Origin of the sequence: Bradyrhizobium acaciae, from assembly GCF_020889785.1 — a bacterium.
GTDB classification, from domain to species: domain Bacteria; phylum Pseudomonadota; class Alphaproteobacteria; order Rhizobiales; family Xanthobacteraceae; genus Bradyrhizobium; species Bradyrhizobium acaciae.
In genome coordinates this window covers 1-14,671 of sequence record NZ_JACMYK010000170.1, presented here as the reverse complement: position 1 = coordinate 14,671, position 14,671 = coordinate 1, and the positions used below count along the sequence as shown (strand labels likewise).

Annotated in this window: 13 protein-coding genes; 8 read left to right on the top strand and 5 right to left on the bottom strand. The window is 64.6% G+C overall.

Annotated features, from left to right (window positions below):
* Positions 1-920 (top strand): FAD-dependent oxidoreductase (locus H8A92_RS35700; protein WP_229200004.1); only part of this gene is annotated, 920 nt, incomplete at its 5' end.
* A 382-nt stretch (positions 921-1,302) separates the two neighbouring features.
* Here the strand turns inward: H8A92_RS35700 and H8A92_RS35695 are convergent.
* Positions 1,303-2,532 carry a tetratricopeptide repeat protein gene (locus H8A92_RS35695; RefSeq protein WP_229200006.1) on the bottom strand — a complete coding sequence of 410 codons (1,230 nt, stop codon included), beginning with the start codon at positions 2,530-2,532 and terminating at the stop codon, positions 1,303-1,305.
* Between the two features lie 348 nt (positions 2,533-2,880).
* Between H8A92_RS35695 and H8A92_RS35690 the strand changes: the two genes are divergently transcribed.
* From H8A92_RS35690 to H8A92_RS35675, 4 genes are all read left to right on the top strand, one after another.
* Entirely contained in the window at positions 2,881-3,372 is a 492-nt protein-coding gene (locus H8A92_RS35690) for a nuclear transport factor 2 family protein (RefSeq protein WP_229200003.1), read from the top strand.
* 299 nt (positions 3,373-3,671) lie between these two features.
* A complete protein-coding gene (locus H8A92_RS35685) occupies positions 3,672-4,772 on the top strand; it encodes an ABC transporter ATP-binding protein (RefSeq protein WP_229200005.1) in 1,101 nt (366 codons plus the stop codon).
* A complete protein-coding gene (locus tag H8A92_RS35680; RefSeq protein WP_229200002.1) occupies positions 4,769-5,683 on the top strand; it encodes an ABC transporter permease in 915 nt (304 codons plus the stop codon). The genes H8A92_RS35685 and H8A92_RS35680 overlap by 4 nt, the downstream gene beginning before the upstream one ends.
* Positions 5,683-6,498, top strand: coding sequence for an ABC transporter permease (locus tag H8A92_RS35675; RefSeq protein ID WP_229200001.1), 816 nt, complete (start codon positions 5,683-5,685; stop codon positions 6,496-6,498). Before H8A92_RS35680 ends, H8A92_RS35675 begins: the two co-directional genes overlap by 1 nt.
* A gap of 317 nt (positions 6,499-6,815) precedes the next feature.
* Here H8A92_RS35675 and H8A92_RS35670 read toward each other — a convergent pair whose 3' ends face one another.
* The 4 genes from H8A92_RS35670 to H8A92_RS35655 all read right to left on the bottom strand — a co-directional run bounded on the left by H8A92_RS35670 (position 6,816) and on the right by H8A92_RS35655 (position 12,279).
* Entirely contained in the window at positions 6,816-7,667 is an 852-nt protein-coding gene (locus tag H8A92_RS35670; RefSeq protein WP_021078526.1) for a carbohydrate ABC transporter permease, read from the bottom strand.
* The gene (locus H8A92_RS35665; protein WP_229200000.1) at positions 7,664-8,533 is read right to left on the bottom strand and encodes a carbohydrate ABC transporter permease; all 870 of its coding nucleotides are present in this window, start codon (positions 8,531-8,533) and stop codon (positions 7,664-7,666) included. The genes H8A92_RS35670 and H8A92_RS35665 overlap by 4 nt, the downstream gene beginning before the upstream one ends.
* 203 nt (positions 8,534-8,736) lie before the next feature.
* Positions 8,737-10,122 (bottom strand): ABC transporter substrate-binding protein, encoded by a 1,386-nt coding sequence (locus H8A92_RS35660; protein WP_229199999.1) that lies wholly within the window; start codon positions 10,120-10,122, stop codon positions 8,737-8,739.
* A gap of 192 nt (positions 10,123-10,314) precedes the next feature.
* The gene (locus tag H8A92_RS35655; RefSeq protein ID WP_229199998.1) at positions 10,315-12,279 is read right to left on the bottom strand and encodes an AsmA family protein; all 1,965 of its coding nucleotides are present in this window, start codon (positions 12,277-12,279) and stop codon (positions 10,315-10,317) included.
* A gap of 244 nt (positions 12,280-12,523) precedes the next feature.
* Here H8A92_RS35655 and H8A92_RS35650 point away from each other — a divergent pair, with 244 nt between their 5' ends.
* From H8A92_RS35650 to H8A92_RS35640, 3 genes are all read left to right on the top strand, one after another.
* Positions 12,524-13,231 (top strand): CoA transferase subunit A, encoded by a 708-nt coding sequence (locus tag H8A92_RS35650; protein WP_229199997.1) that lies wholly within the window; start codon positions 12,524-12,526, stop codon positions 13,229-13,231.
* 24 nt (positions 13,232-13,255) lie between these two features.
* The gene (locus tag H8A92_RS35645; protein WP_092123540.1) at positions 13,256-13,906 is read left to right on the top strand and encodes a 3-oxoacid CoA-transferase subunit B; all 651 of its coding nucleotides are present in this window, start codon (positions 13,256-13,258) and stop codon (positions 13,904-13,906) included.
* Positions 13,907-14,047: 141 nt separating this feature from the next.
* Positions 14,048-14,551, top strand: a complete 504-nt coding sequence (locus H8A92_RS35640) for a GNAT family N-acetyltransferase (protein WP_229199996.1) — start codon at positions 14,048-14,050, stop codon at positions 14,549-14,551.
* Positions 14,552-14,671: the final 120 nt, after the last annotated feature.

The following is a 14,671-nucleotide window of genomic DNA, read 5'->3' as shown; positions in this document are numbered from 1 at the left end:
CCTGGCGGCTGATCGCGATCGATCGCGGTTATCGGCGGGTGATCACGGCCCGGGCACTGGTCAACGCGACCGGCGCCTGGACCGCCTCCGTCGCCGACACGGTGTTGCGGGTGCCGGCGCCGCCGCTCGCGACGGTGCAGATCAGCCAGATCGTGGTGCGCCGCCTGTTCGACTGCGACAACGTCTATGCGTTCCAGAACACCGACGGACAACTGATCTTCGCCAGTCCCTATGAGCGCGACTTCACCCTGATCGGCAGCGTCAGCCATGCCTTCAAGGGCGATCCCGCCATTGTCGCGATGGATGTGCGTGAGGTGGCTTATCTCTGCGACGCGGCCAATCGCTACTTTCGCGAGCAGATCTCCCCGGCTGACGTGCTGCGCACGATTGCCGGCGCCAATTCCGTGGTCGCGGCCACACGGGCGCGCAAGCGCGACGGCGCCGCGTCCGTCGATTTCAAGCGCGGCAAGGCGCCGCTGCTCACCATCTTCGGCGGCGATGTCACGACGTCGCGGCGCCGCGCCGAGCGGGCGGTCGCGAAGTTCGCGCGGTTCTATCCGATGGGGCCGCGCTGGACTGCAACGGCGCCGTTGCCGGGCGGCGAATTCGCCTGGCAGCGTTTTGAAACCGAGGTCGACATCGCGCGTGATCGCTGGCGCTTTCTCGGTGAAGCGCAGGCGCGGCGGCTGGTGGCCGCCTATGGGCTGAACGTGAAGGATATCCTGGGCGACGCGAACGAGAAGGCCGATCTCGGCCCGGCCTTCGGTCCCGAGTTGACCGGCGCGGAGGTACGCCATCTCATGCGCAAGGAATGGGCGCGCTTTCCCGACGACGTGCTGTGGCGCCGTTCCAAGCTCGGGCTGACCATGCCGCAAGCCGATCGCGATGCGCTCGCGGCGTTCATGGCGAAGGCGGATTGAGCACGACTCTCAAACCTCCCCTTGAAAAGGGGAGGTCGCTTTGCTCGCAAGAGCAAAGCGGGTGGGGATCGGCTCTCTCAGCGAGCAGCGGTGTCTGCGGCTTGACCCCCATCCCGACCTTCCCCCTTTCAGGGGGAAGGAGAACAGCCTTAAAGCCTGATGAGATTGGGTTGAGCTGGAGCCGCGTCGAAAGTTCACCTCTCCCTTGGGAGAGGTCGATTTGCGCAGCAAATCGGGTGAGGGGTTACGGTCCAACGAGAGAGCAAGAGCCCTCACCCGGATTGCTCTGGACGATGCTTCGCATCGCCAGACGCAATCCGACCTCTCCCCGCCGGGGAGAGGTGAAGACCGCGCCAAGCCGAGTCAACCAGTCCCGCCGCGGCTATTGCCTTGCCGCTTCCTGCGACCAGGCGAGGTCACGCTTGGACGGCCGGCGATGCAGCCGCTCCGAGATCAGGCGCGTGGCCTGCCGGCCCTGGCCGGCGCGCAGGCAGGCGACGATGAAGGTGTCCTCCCACAATTCGCGCTGCGCATGGCTGCCGCCGATCCGCACCAGCTCGGGCATCAGCGGCGCCAGGATGCGCACGGCGCCCTCATGGTCGCCGGCGGCGAAGGCCGCAACGCCCCGGCCGAGCCCGATCGCGGCGGCGCCGGGCGCCAGCTTGCCGTCTGCCTCGCGCGCCGCCATCTCGGCCAGTCGTGTCTGGAGCGCATCGTTGTTGGTCGTGGCAGCGACCAGCGCCTGGTGCACATCGGCGAAATGCGCGCCGGCTTTCGGGAAGTAGCCGTCGCCATAAGCGGCGACGTCCTTCCAGTGCGCTTCGAGACCGGTCTTGCCGGCAACCGCCAGCCGCCACAGCAGCGAGGCCGTGTCGGTGTAGATATTGAGCGGCGGATAGGGCCGGTTGGCCGGCTTGATGTGCTGCTCGTAGATATCGAGCGCACCGTCGGCGTCGCCTTCCTCGATCGCGATCAGGGCGAGGTGCCAGGCGAGGTGGCCTTGCAGGAAGCTGGTGCGGTCATTCGCCGGCAGCCAGGCGGAGAGGAAGCTGCGGCCTTCGGCGCCGTCACCTTGCTCGAACAGCGCATGCGCCACCGCGTGCGCGGCGCCGGCGTTCTCCGGCTTCAGCGCATAGCCGCGCTCGGTGACGGCGCGGCCCGAAACGAGGTCGCCGGCCTCGGTCTTCGACCAGCCGAGATAGGTGAGGAACCACCAATCGTCGCCATAGTCTTTCGCGTAACGTTCGGTGATCGCGAGCCGCGCCGCGTCATGGTCGGGCCGGCCGGAAAAAGCATAGAGGCCGAAGGCGCCCAGCAACAGCGAGAGCACCTGCGCATCGCGCGGATATTCGGCGAGATGCTGTTCGGCCGCAGTCATCGCCTTCTTGCCCTGGCCCTCGATCACGCATGCGATGATCTCGATGTGCTGGCGTTCGCGCGGGCTTGCGGCCGCGGCCAGCTGCAGTGCATCGGCCGCCTTGGCGCGGGCCTGGGCGCCTTCCATATTGAGCTGGTGGACGCGGGCGCGGCCGAGATGAGCCAGCGCGAAACCCGGGTCCGCGGCGATCGCCGCGTCGAATGCGGCATCGGCGCCGAGCAGCGCCGCCAGCATGCGATCGACACCGTCGACATAGTATGCGGCGGCGCGGTCCGAATCGGTGGTCAGCGGCAGGCCGTAGCGGTCGCAAATCATCGGTTGTTCTCCCGAATTCGGATGCGAAGTCTAGGGCATGCACTCGTAAAGGCAACGAGCTCCTTCGGGACTCACGTCTGCTTAGCCCTCGACAGCATCGCAAGAGTGGACATTGCCGGAGGTCCGAGTTGGGCCAATAGGCGGACATACCCGCTACTCCGGCCTCCCAACGTAGGTTAGTTGGTAGCCATCCGGGCTTGGGAATATAATTGGAGGATGCGCCTAGATCCAAGATAGTCCCCGTCCCGTTTCAACTGGAGATTCGGCATGGCCAAGCTCATTTTCACCATTAGAGCAGCATTCGCTTTCCTTTATCTCATTCCACTAGCAGTGCATGCACAGACGACTGATCCGGGCACGGATAAAACCGCAGTCACAAAGGTGATGCACGACTATTTCGAGGCGTACAGCCGAGGCGACATGGCCGCAATGATGAAGACAATCAATGTGCCTTTCACCATATCGGGGCCAAAGGGCTTCGCATCGTATACGACGGCCGACGATACTCTGGATATGTACACCAAGTTTCGGGACGCAGCGGTTAAGCAGGGATACGTAAAGACTGAATGGATCGACCTCGAAGTGAAGCTTCTCGGCGCAACGTATGCCATAGCTACCGGGACTTACGTTCGATACAAAACAGACGGAAGCGAACTAAACAGATCAGGTGGTACATATCTGTTGAATAAGGTCGATGGCGTTTGGAAGATTGCTGTGAACGTTGGCTATCCGGTCAAGGACGCATTCAAACCCGAATGAAGGATAAGGCGCTCGAAGCCACATCCGAGTTGGGTCAAAATCGTACGTTTCAGACTGAGCAAATGTCTTCCGGTTTGTACCTCCAAGCCGACGCAACGCATTTAAGAGCCCGCCCCAGCAGAGGCACGGAGGCCGACAATATTGCGGGAGATGTCCGTGAGGCGGTTGAGCCGCTGGCGATCCGCCGCTAGTTTGCCGCAATAATCGGACCTTGCGGGGAATCGGGGCTTCTTGACGTGACATCGGGCGAAGCGACTGCGGAGGCGGCAAAGCCGTTGCCTGAACCGGCCGTCCCGGACATGCCGCTGCTGCGGATCGAGGGCGTCGCCAAGTCGTTCGGGAATTTCCGCGCGGTCGACCAGCTCTCGCTCGACATCCGCGCCGGCGAATTCTTCGCGCTGCTCGGCCCGAGCGGCTGCGGCAAGACCACGCTGCTGCGGATGCTCGCGGGCTTCGAGACGCCGGATGAGGGCCGCATCCTGCTCGGCGGCAGCGATATTGCCCAGGTGCTGCCGCACGAGCGGCCCGTCAACATGATGTTCCAGAACTATGCGCTGTTTCCGCATCTGTCGGTGCGCGACAACATTGCGTTCGGCCTGAAGCGCGCCGGCATGGCGCGCAAGGATATCGCGACCCGCGTTGCGGAGATGGTGGCGCTGGTCAAGCTCGAGGGGCTCGAGAAGCGCAAGCCCGACCAGCTCTCCGGCGGGCAGCGGCAGCGCGTGGCGCTGGCGCGCTCGCTGGCGCGCCGGCCGCAGGTGCTGCTGCTCGACGAACCGCTCGCAGCCCTCGACAAGAAGCTGCGCGAGAGCACGCAGGGCGAGCTGATGGAGCTGCAACGCCGGCTCGGCACCACCTTCATCATCGTCACCCACGATCAGGAGGAGGCGATGACGATGGCCGGCCGGATCGGGGTGATGGATGCCGGCCGGCTGGTCCAGGTCGCCACTCCGCGCAATCTCTACGAGGCGCCGGCCTCGCGCTGGATCGCCGAGTTCGTCGGCGACATCAATCTGTTCAACGGCCAGGTCGCCGCCCGCGATCATGGCCGCCTGACGGTCTCGACCAAAGAAGCGGGCACGCTCGCGGTCAGCGAGCTGTGGCCGCCGGTGACCAAGGAGGTCGTCAGCGTCGCGATCCGCCCCGAGAAGGTGAAGCTGTCGCGCCGCGCGCCGGCATCGGACGAGGCGGGCTCACGTGCGATCAACCGGCTGGAGGGCGTCGTCGCCGACGTCAACTATCTCGGCGGCGTCACCAGCTACCGGGTGAAGCTGGAGACCGGCGCGGTGGTGCGCGCGTCGATGGCCAACACCGCGCGGCTCGATGTCGATGCCTATCTCGCCGGCCAGCGTGTGGTGGCGTGGTTCACCGCCGACGATTGCCTGGTGCTGGAGCAATGAGCGCGCGCCGCATCTTCGCCCGGCCGGCGCGGCACGCCGCGATCGCGCCCTATCTCTGGATGGTGCTGTTCTTCCTGGTGCCGTTCGGCTTCGTGCTGAAGATCAGCCTGTCGCAGACCGCGATCGCGCAGCCGCCGTACACGCCGGTGTTCGATTTCACGGAAGGGCGCACGGCGCTGGCCGCCGCTTTTGCGCAATTGTCGTTCGACAATTTCCGCCTGCTGTTACAGGACAATCTCTACATCCTGTCCTATCTGCGCAGCCTCGTCGTCGCCGTGACCTCGACCTTGATCCTGCTGCTGATCGGCTACCCTATCGCCTACGGCATGGCGCGGCTGCCGCAGCGCTGGCAGGCCGTTGCGATGATGCTGGTGATCGTGCCGTTCTGGACCTCGTTCCTGATCCGGATCTATGCCTGGATCAACATCCTGCAGCATGACGGCCTGCTCAACCAGATGCTGCTGGCGCTGCACATCGTCTCGGCGCCGGTGGTCTGGCTGTCGACCGACAGCGCGATGTATCTCGGCATCGTCTACTCCTATCTGCCGTTCATGATCCTGCCGCTCTACGCAACGCTCTCGAAGATGGATGCCGCGCTCTTGGAGGCCGCGGGCGATCTCGGCGCCTCGCCGCTTAAGGCGTTCTGGCTGGTGACGTTCCCGCTGTCGCTGCCGGGCGTCGGCGCCGGCGCGCTGCTCTGCTTCATCCCCATCGTCGGCGAATTCGTGATCCCCGATCTGCTCGCCGGCTCCAATTCGCTGATGATCGGGCAGACGCTGTGGCTCGAATTCTTCACCAACAAGGACTGGCCGGTGGCGTCAGCCGCGGCGGTCGCATTGCTGCTGCTGCTGGTGCCGCCGCTCGTGCTCTATGACCGCCTGCAACGTCGCCAGCTCGAGAGCAATCGCTGATGGCGCGCACCGTCACCACGCTCACGCGCTTCAACATGACCTCGCTGGCGCTCGGGCTGGCGTTCCTCTATCTGCCGATCGTGATCCTGGTGATCTACTCGTTCAACGCCTCGCGGCTGGTCACGGTGTGGGGCGGCTGGTCGCTGCGCTGGTACCACGAGTTCTTCAACGACCGCGCCATGCTGGAGGCGGCGTGGATGAGCCTGTCGGTTGGCGCAGTGTCGGCGACACTGGCGACACTGCTCGGCACGCTGGCGGCGGTCGGGCTGGCGCGCGGTGAGCGGTTCCGCGGCCGGGCGCTGTTCTCCGGCATGCTGTATTCGCCGCTTGTGATGCCCGAGGTGATCTCCGGCCTGTCACTGCTGCTGCTGTTCGTGGCGCTGAATGCCGAGCGCGGCTTCTGGACGGTGACGATCGCCCACACCACGCTGACGATGTGCTTCGTCACCGTCGTGGTGCAGTCGCGCCTCTCCGCGCTCGACCGCAGCCTGGAGGAAGCCGCGATGGATCTCGGCTGCGATCCGGTGCGCGCGTTCCTGCTGGTGACGCTGCCGCTGATCGTGCCGGCGATCGTGGCGGGCTGGATGCTGGCCTTCACGCTGTCGCTCGACGACGTCGTGATCGCGAGCTTTACCACCGGTCCCGGCTCGGCGACATTGCCGATCCGGATCTACTCGGAAGTGCGGCTCGGCGTGAAGCCTGAGATCAACGCGATCTGCACGCTGGTGATCGCGCTGATCGCCCTGATCATCGTGGTGGCGTCGTTCGCCTCGAAACTGTCGAACGCGCGCGGCGAGAGCGCCGCGCCGCTGTAGATTCTCGTTTTTGACGCTTTTTCCTTGCGCGAAACATTTCCGTGCAGGGGAGCCACCGGCGGAAGGGCTCCCTCCCCCCTTGCGGGGGAGGGTCGGGGAGAGGGGTACCACACGGCGCACTCTCTCCGTTCAGCGCTTCAACGAAGCGCGATCGAGATTGCGAGACCAACGCTCGCGTCAATCATCTCAGCCGGGGTCACCCCTCTCCCCACCCTCCCCCGCAAGGGGGGAGGGAGCCTGGGCAGCGTGCTCACCTCACTCGCACAGTGAGGTGAGAGAAGTTGCGTGCGCCCACTTCGCTCGAAAACGCTCTGGCCTCACGACTTGACGGCGCCGGCAGTTAGCCCGCCGACCATGTAGCGCTTGAAGGCGTAATAGACTGCGGCCGGCGGCAGCGCGTAGATGAAGCCGGTGGTCATCAAGAGCTCCCACGGCGAATCGTCGGCGGCGAGGAAGTTGCCGAGCGCGACCGGCAGGGTGATGTCGGTGTCCTTCGACAGCAACAGGAACGCGTAGAGATATTCGTTCCAGGCGAGCAGGATCGCGTAGGTGCCGACCGCGACCAGCGAGGGCATCATCAGCGGCACATAGACCAGGCGGAACAGCTGCAGCGTGGTGGCGCCGTCCATCGTCGCGGCTTCATCCAACTCGACCGGCAGCTTGTCGGAGGCCTGCTTCAAGACCCAGATCGCGTAAGGCGCGGCGATCGTCACCATCGCGAGGATCAGCGACCAGTGATTGTTGAGCAGGCCATAGGTGCCCATGGTGCGGTACATCGGCACGGCGAGGAACGCCGCCGGGATGAAATAGGTGAACAGCGCCATGTTCATGACAGCGCGGCCGCCCGGCACGCGCAGCCGCGAGATCGAGAACGCGGCGGCGGTGGCGACGAACAGCGTCAGCGCGCCGACCGCGAGCGCGATCACGGTCGAATTCCAGAACTGGATCCAGAAGTCGCGTAGGAAGTAATGCTGCTGGTGGAACACGATCGAGAAGTTATGCAGTGTCGGATGATCAGGCCACAGCTTGCCGGTGAACGCGTCCTCCTTCGGCGAGATCGCGAACACGAACATGTGGTAGATCGGGATCATGGTCCAGATGAAGACCGGGATGCCGATCAACAGCAGCTTGGCCTCGGTGCCGACTTCGCGGAGGGTGGGCAGCTTCATCGCGACAACCGTTTCATCATGAAATAGACCAGCGGCAGCACGAACGGCATGGCGCAGACGATCGAGGCCATCGCCAGCGAGAGCTGGTCGAGCCTGAGATAGCGGATGCCCAGCGTCGACAGCACATGGGTGAGGTCGGCCGGCCCGCCGCCGGTGAGCAGATAGACGCTGTTGAAGTCGCCGAGCGTCCAGATCATCGAGAGCAGCGTGCAGGTGATGTAGAGCGTCTGCATCGACGGCCAGGTGATGTAGCGGAATTTCTGCCACCAATTGGCGCCGTCGACGTCGGACGCCTCGTACAGGTCGTGCGAGATCGCGAGCCGTCCGGTCAAAAGGATCAGCGTCCAGAACGGCAGCGACTTCCAGATGTGCACGCCGATCGCCATGGCGAGCGCGACCGCCGGATCGTTCAGCCAGTTCGGGCCGTCGTCGCCGGTGAACTTGAAGATCAGCTGATTGACCACGCCCCATTCGGGATTGAGCATGAAGCGCACTGACAGGATGGTCGGGATCGACGGCACCGCCCAGGGCAGGATGAAGATGACGGACAGCCACCTGATCCAGGGCCGCTGCTGGGCGAAGAAGCCGGACAGGAACAGCGCGATCAACATCTTGATGTTGATGCCGATGACCAGGAAGATCAGCGTGTTGACCGCCGCGCGCGCGAAGATCGGGTCGTTGTAGAGCGCGACATAGCTCGACGGCTGGCGCGCCAGCCACAGGCCATAGCCGACCGGGTAGACCACGAAGGCGAGGAAGACGAGCAGATAGGGCGCGAGCAGCGCGATGCCCCACACCTGCGGCGGCGACAGCCGTGCCGACAAGGGCGGCGAGGCGGTATCGGATGCGGAGAGCGTGATCGCCATTCGGTTACTCTTTGAGCAAGCTACCGCTTGCGCCTACGCCTACCCTGTCGTCCCTGCGAAAGCAGGGATCCATAACCACCGGCTTTCGTTATTGCACGAAAGCCGTCGACCAGTATTCTCGAAAACGACCGCCGCGGCGTATGGGTCCCGGCTTTCGCCGGGACGACGCGGAGCAAGTTTCGGCAGTGCCGGTCATCGTCTAATCAACCCGCGACCTGTTTGATGCGGGCGATCAGTTCGTCGACGGCCTTGTCCACCGGCACCTTCTCGCTGACGACGCGGTTCATGGCCTTGGCCCAGACGTTCTCGTTGTTCAGGATGGTGAACTTCCAGTTCTTGGTAAAGTCGAACGGCGCGGTACCGCCGGTGAACTGATTCCACACCGCCTTGCGATGCCGGTCGGCCTGCCAGAACGGGCTGGCCTGGCTGGCCTTGGTCACCGGGAACCAGCGGCCGAGCGCGCCTTCGATATAGGGCCGGACATTGTCTTCCTGCATCAGGAAGCTGATGAACTGCTTGCCTTCGGCCTTGTTCTTGGCGTTGGCGAAGATCAGCCCGGTCTTGACGTCGGAACGGTACCGGATCGTCGAGCCGTCCGGTGCCTTGGGGAAGGACGCCGTGATGATGTCCTGCTCATAGGCCTGCTTGCCGGCGGCGCGCTGCGCGTCGGTCAGCGCCGGGTTGGTCGAATCCTCGAACCACTTCGCCGCGATCGAGATCGTGAAATTGTGCGTCATCACGATCGTCTTGTTGTGGAAGGCGACGTTGTTGTCGGGATCCTTCCAGGTCGTCGAGGAAGGCGGCGTGCAGCCCTTGATGTAGGTGTCGGTGTAGTCCTTCAGCGCGTGGATCAACCCGTCGCGCACCTTGGGATCGTCGACCAGGAGCTTGCCGTCGTCGTCGACCAGCTTGACGTGATAGGCGTCCATGAAGGTGTAGAACGACTGGAACGAGTCGGTGGATTCCACGCCCATCGGCTGGCCGACGCCGTAGATGCGCTGGCCGGTCGCCTTGCGGATGGCCGGCTGCACCTTGTCGCACCAGAACGTCCAGTAGTCCTCCCACTTGGTCGGGATGTCGGCGGCCTTGAAGCCGGCCTTCTCCAGCATGTCGCCCCAGATCTGGACGTGCATGCTCTGCTGCTTCAGCGGGAAGCCGTAATAGGACTTCTTCTTGGTGACGTCATTGTAGAGCAGGGCCGCTTCCAGCGTGTTCGGCGCGAAGGCGTCCTTCATCGGCAGCATGATGTCCGAGAGGTCTTCGAGTTTGCCTTCGTATGCCCACTTGCCCTGGGCCTGCACATCGTAGGTGTCGGAATAGGCGACGTCGGGCATGGTGCCGGAATCCAGCGCGGCGACCGTCTTCGGAATCATGTCCTGGATCGCGTATTGCGACAGTTCGACCTTGATGCCGGTCTTGGCTTCGAATTTCTTGATCGTCTCGAGCAGCGCGTCATCTTCGGATTTGTAAAATCCCTTGCCCCACCAGACGGTGATCGTCTTGCCCTGCGCCAGAGCGGGTGCCGTTGCGGCAAACAGGCCGACCGCGGCGACCGCAATTGAAAGCGCACCGATAACCTTGGATCTCACGTTGTTCTCCCCTCAATGACGCCGGCTTTTTTTAACCGGTTGGAGAAAACACTAGCGCATGCCCGTGACCTGATAAAGATGGCGCGCCGCCGACTTCTGTAGGGGGCTCGCGGCGCGTACGTGGATCAGTCCCGGTGCATCCATGCGCAAAGTGAATGGATCGGTCGGTTCGAGTTCGTTGGTTCGACTTGGTCAGTTCGATTTGGCATTCTCGGCCGATGCCGCCGGTGCGCCGGCAGGCGCGCCAGCCGCAGCATCGGGAGCGGCCGCCGGCCGTGCGGCTCCGCCGGTGAAGCGCTCGATCACCGAGCGCACCGCGTCGCGGGTCTTGCGATCCTTGACTGCGTCGAGCAGCGGGGCGGATGCCGGCGAGCGGCGGATCAGGCTTTCCGGATCGGGAAAGATCAGCGGATCATCCCACGGGCCCTGAATCACGAACGGCAGATCGAATGCGTTGCCGCCGGCGGACGCCGAGGTCAGGCTGGCGACGCCCTTGAGATCGTATTCGCGCGACGGCACCGAGGCGGTGCCGGTCAGCGTGATCTTCGCCGCCGGGCTCACGACATGGATGTCGTCGGCGGTCGCGACGCCGTCGGCGAATTTCACCGAGACGCTGAGATTGTCATAGGGCGTCGAGCCGGAACGGAAATTGCCGCCGCCGGACAGCGGCCGCTTCTCCAGCCGCTTCAGCAGCTGCTCGACATTGAAGCCCGCGATCGCGCCGTCATGTCCCGTCAGCGTGGCGGTGCCGTCCAGCGACGACGCGAGCCCGAACGGGCTCGAGCCGGAGGCCATCAGCGAGACGTTGAGGTTGCCGCGGCCCGACAGCTTGTTGATGCCGAACAATTCGCTGGCGCAGGCCTGCAGATCGACGTCGGTGAACTGGAATTGCGCCCGTACATCGGCGACCGCATCCGAGCGCGCGATCGCGAACGAGCCCTTGGCGATGCCGCCGTACATCTGCGCCTCGCCGACGCTGAGCGCGAGCGCGCCGCCGCGCAGATTGGCGCCGAACGCGGTGCGGCCGAGCTTGGACGGCCCGACCGTCACCTTGGCGGCCGACAGGCGCATGTCGAGATCGGTCGACGACAGCGAGGACAGGTCGAACAGCTGCCTGTTCCAGTCGCGCTGGCCGCTGGCCAGCAGGCGGAACGTCGAGATGTAGGGCGTGAAATCGAGATTGCCGGCGGCGAGCGTCGCCTGCAGGGTCTGCCGGCCGTTGTTGGCGTAGGTCATCACGCCCTCGGCGACGTTGCCGTCGAGCTCGACATTGACATTGGTGAATGCGACCGAGCCGCCGACCACATTGGCGCGGGCCTTCAGCGCGAAGCGGCCGAAGCCGCCACCGCCGCCGGGCGGCGCCTGTCCCATCCAGCGCAACGCGTTGCGCAGCGACGGTGAGTCCATGGTGGCCGTGCCTTCCATCATCAGGCTGGTGCGGTTGGCGACGGTTCCGTCGAATGCAACCTTGAGCGGCGCACTGGCGAGCCGGGCCTTGAGGCCGGAACGGTCGCCCGACAACAGCGCGACGAAATCGCTGGCGCTGATCGAGCCGTCGACGCGCTCGCCGCGCCAGTCGAACTGGCCGGTTGCGGCAAAGGAGCGCGAGATCGAGGGCCACGCCAGCGAAAGATCGATATCGCCGAGCTGCTCGGAGATGTTGTTGGTGCCGTCCTGGTAGTTCAGCTCGCCGTCCTGGATCCGGATTTCGGAGAACGACACCTGATTCTCGGCACCGGGCGTCATCGCCTTGGCAATGGTCTCGACAAACGGCGTCCAGTTGCTTTCGCCGGCGGCGTCGCGGACCACACGGATATGCGGACGCAGCATCATGACGTCCGCGATCTCGAACCGCCGCAGCAGCAGCGGCAGCAGGCGCAGATTGGCGGTCAGCACATCGACCTGCAAAGCGGGGCCGATGGTATCGGCGCCCTTGAGCCCGACATTGTGAAAGGAGACATAACTGCCGGGAAAGACCGAAACATCGATCGGGCCGTTGACGACGAGCTCGAGCCCGGTGACCGAGCGAATCTGCGCTTCCACGGCGCTGCGCAGCGCGTCCCGGTTGAGGAACCACGACGTTCCGACCAGCCCGACCAGCGCCAGGCCCAAGAGCGCCGCGATCGGCATCCCCAGGCGCTTAATTCCTTGGGCCATCGTCAATGACATATCCGGGTCGGGTTGAGGTTTGTCGGGTCGTCGTCGAACACAGCGGGCTCTTGCCGGAGGCCCCTGCCAACCCACGCAACTTGAAGGGTTTTCTTGACGCTTTCAAGGCCATGTTGATGTCACGGGGTGGCGGCGGCCGCCGCACGGGGCCGTGATTGACGCATTGCGAAGATTTCGCCTAATAATCCGCTTTGACACAGCCGTTCCGCGCCCTCCATCAGGTATTCGCTGCATGAACAAAGTTTATCCCGACGCCAAATCGGCACTCGATGGTCTCCTCAAGGACGGGATCATGATCATGTCGGGGGGCTTCGGCCTCTGCGGCATCGCCGAGACCCTGTCGGACGCGATCCGCGAATCCGGCGTGAAGGGCCTCACCGTCGTCTCCAACAATGCCGGCGTCGACGGCATCGGCCTCAGCCGGCTGCTGGAGACGCGCCAGATCAAGAAGATGATCTCGTCCTATGTCGGCGAGAACAAGCTGTTCGCCCAGCAATATCTCGCCGGCGAGCTCGAGCTTGAGTTCAACCCGCAGGGCACCCTGGCCGAGCGCATCCGCGCCGGCGGCGCCGGCATCCCGGCCTTCTACACAAAAACGGGCGTCGGCACGCTGATCGCCGAAGGCAAGGAAGTGAAGGAATTCGACGGCGAGAAGTACATCATGGAGCGCGGCCTGTTCGCCGACGTCGCCATCGTCCATGCCTGGAAGGGCGACACCGCCGGTAACCTCGTCTACCGCAAGACCGCGCGCAATTTTAACCCGATGATGGCGACCGCCGCGAAGGTCACCGTCGCCGAGGTCGAGCATCTGGTGCCGGCCGGCGAGATCGACCCGGACCACATCCACACCCCCGGCATCTTCGTCAAGCGCATCATCGAGGTCGGCACCGGCAAGAAGCGGATCGAGTTCCGCAACACCCGTCCGCGGCCCACCGCTTAAAACCCGATTTTTCAGGAGAGCCTCATGGCCTGGACCCGTGAACAGATGGCCGCCCGCGCCGCCAAGGAATTGCGCGACGGCTATTACGTCAATCTCGGCATCGGCATCCCGACGCTGGTCTCGAACTACATCCCCGACGGCGTCGACGTGAACCTGCAGAGCGAGAACGGCATGCTCGGCATGGGCCCGTTCCCCTATGAGGACGAGGTCGACGCCGACCTCATCAATGCCGGCAAGCAGACCGTGAGCGAGCTGCCCTCGACCAGCTATTTCTCCTCGGCCGATTCCTTCGGCATGGTGCGTGGCGGCCATATCGATCTGTCGATCCTCGGTGCCATGCAGGTGGCGCAGAACGGCGACCTCGCCAACTGGATGATCCCCGGCAAGATGGTGAAGGGCATGGGCGGCGCCATGGACCTCGTCGCCGGCGTCAAGCGGGTCGTGGTCGTGATGGAGCATTCCGCCAAGGACGGTGCCAAGCTCTTGAAGCAGTGCAATCTGCCGCTGACCGGCGAGCGCGTAGTCGACATGGTCGTGACGGATTTGGCGGTGTTCACCATCGACAAGCACGGCAAGGACGGCATGGCGCTGATCGAGCTCGCCGACGGCGTCACGCTCGACGAGGTCAAGGCCAAGACCGAGGCGGAATTCCGCGTCGCGCTGACGAACACCTGAGATGATCGGTGCGGGACGATCTTCGATCCGTCCCGCACGATCCGACGACGCCGGCTTCATCGCGCGTGTCGTCCTGGCCGCACAGCGCGGCCCGCTGCCACGCGGCTGGTTCGACATCGCGCTCGATCGGCCCGAGCCGGAGTGCCTCGCGTTCATGACGCGGCTTGCCGTGGCGCGGGTGGGTCATGGTACCATGTCGCCCATTTCCTGGTCGCTGCGGTCGACGGCGTGCCGGCGGCTGCGCTGTGCACGATGCCGGCATCCGGAACGGTCGTTGCCGCACGCGCGGCGATCGAGGAGGTTGCGGCGGAGACCGGCGTGGATGCCGACGGCATCGTCGCGCGCGGCAGCTATGCCCGTAGCTGCTGGGTTCAGGGCGGCGAGGGCGACTGGCTGATCGAGCACGTCGCAAACGAATCTCCGCATCGCGGCGGCGGTCTGGTGCAGGCCCTGATCGGCCGCGCGCTCGCCGACGGCAAGGCTGCGGGCTATTCGCGGGCCTCGATCTCGTTCCTGATCGGCAACGACGTGGCCGAACGCTGCTACGCCAAGGCCGGCTTTGGCTTCGCCGAAGAGAAGCGTGACGCCGCATTCGAGGCGCTGACCGGCGCGCCGGGCTTTCGCAGATTTGCGCGGGGGATGTGAGCCGTTCACGGCAAATGCTGCCGCATATGCACCCGTCGTCCCGGCGGAGGCCGGGACCCATACGCCGCGGCGGAGATTGTGAACGGGACTCGTCGTTCCAGCATCGCGCAATAAGCAGCA

Excerpts from the sequence above, each read along its gene's own strand:
- H8A92_RS35650 (WP_229199997.1), top strand. The coding sequence starts at position 12,524 with ATGAACAAAGTTTATCCCGACGCCAAATCGGCACTCGATGGTCTCCTC.
- H8A92_RS35675 (WP_229200001.1), top strand. The coding sequence starts at position 5,683 with ATGGCGCGCACCGTCACCACGCTCACGCGCTTCAACATGACCTCGCTG.
- H8A92_RS35670 (WP_021078526.1), bottom strand. The coding sequence starts at position 7,667 with ATGAAGCTGCCCACCCTCCGCGAAGTCGGCACCGAGGCCAAGCTGCTG.
- H8A92_RS35665 (WP_229200000.1), bottom strand. The coding sequence starts at position 8,533 with ATGGCGATCACGCTCTCCGCATCCGATACCGCCTCGCCGCCCTTGTCG.
- H8A92_RS35690 (WP_229200003.1), top strand. The coding sequence starts at position 2,881 with ATGGCCAAGCTCATTTTCACCATTAGAGCAGCATTCGCTTTCCTTTAT.
- H8A92_RS35655 (WP_229199998.1), bottom strand. The coding sequence starts at position 12,279 with ATGGCCCAAGGAATTAAGCGCCTGGGGATGCCGATCGCGGCGCTCTTG.
- H8A92_RS35685 (WP_229200005.1), top strand. The coding sequence starts at position 3,672 with ATGCCGCTGCTGCGGATCGAGGGCGTCGCCAAGTCGTTCGGGAATTTC.
- H8A92_RS35680 (WP_229200002.1), top strand. The coding sequence starts at position 4,769 with ATGAGCGCGCGCCGCATCTTCGCCCGGCCGGCGCGGCACGCCGCGATC.
- H8A92_RS35645 (WP_092123540.1), top strand. The coding sequence starts at position 13,256 with ATGGCCTGGACCCGTGAACAGATGGCCGCCCGCGCCGCCAAGGAATTG.
- H8A92_RS35695 (WP_229200006.1), bottom strand. The coding sequence starts at position 2,532 with ATGCTGGCGGCGCTGCTCGGCGCCGATGCCGCATTCGACGCGGCGATC.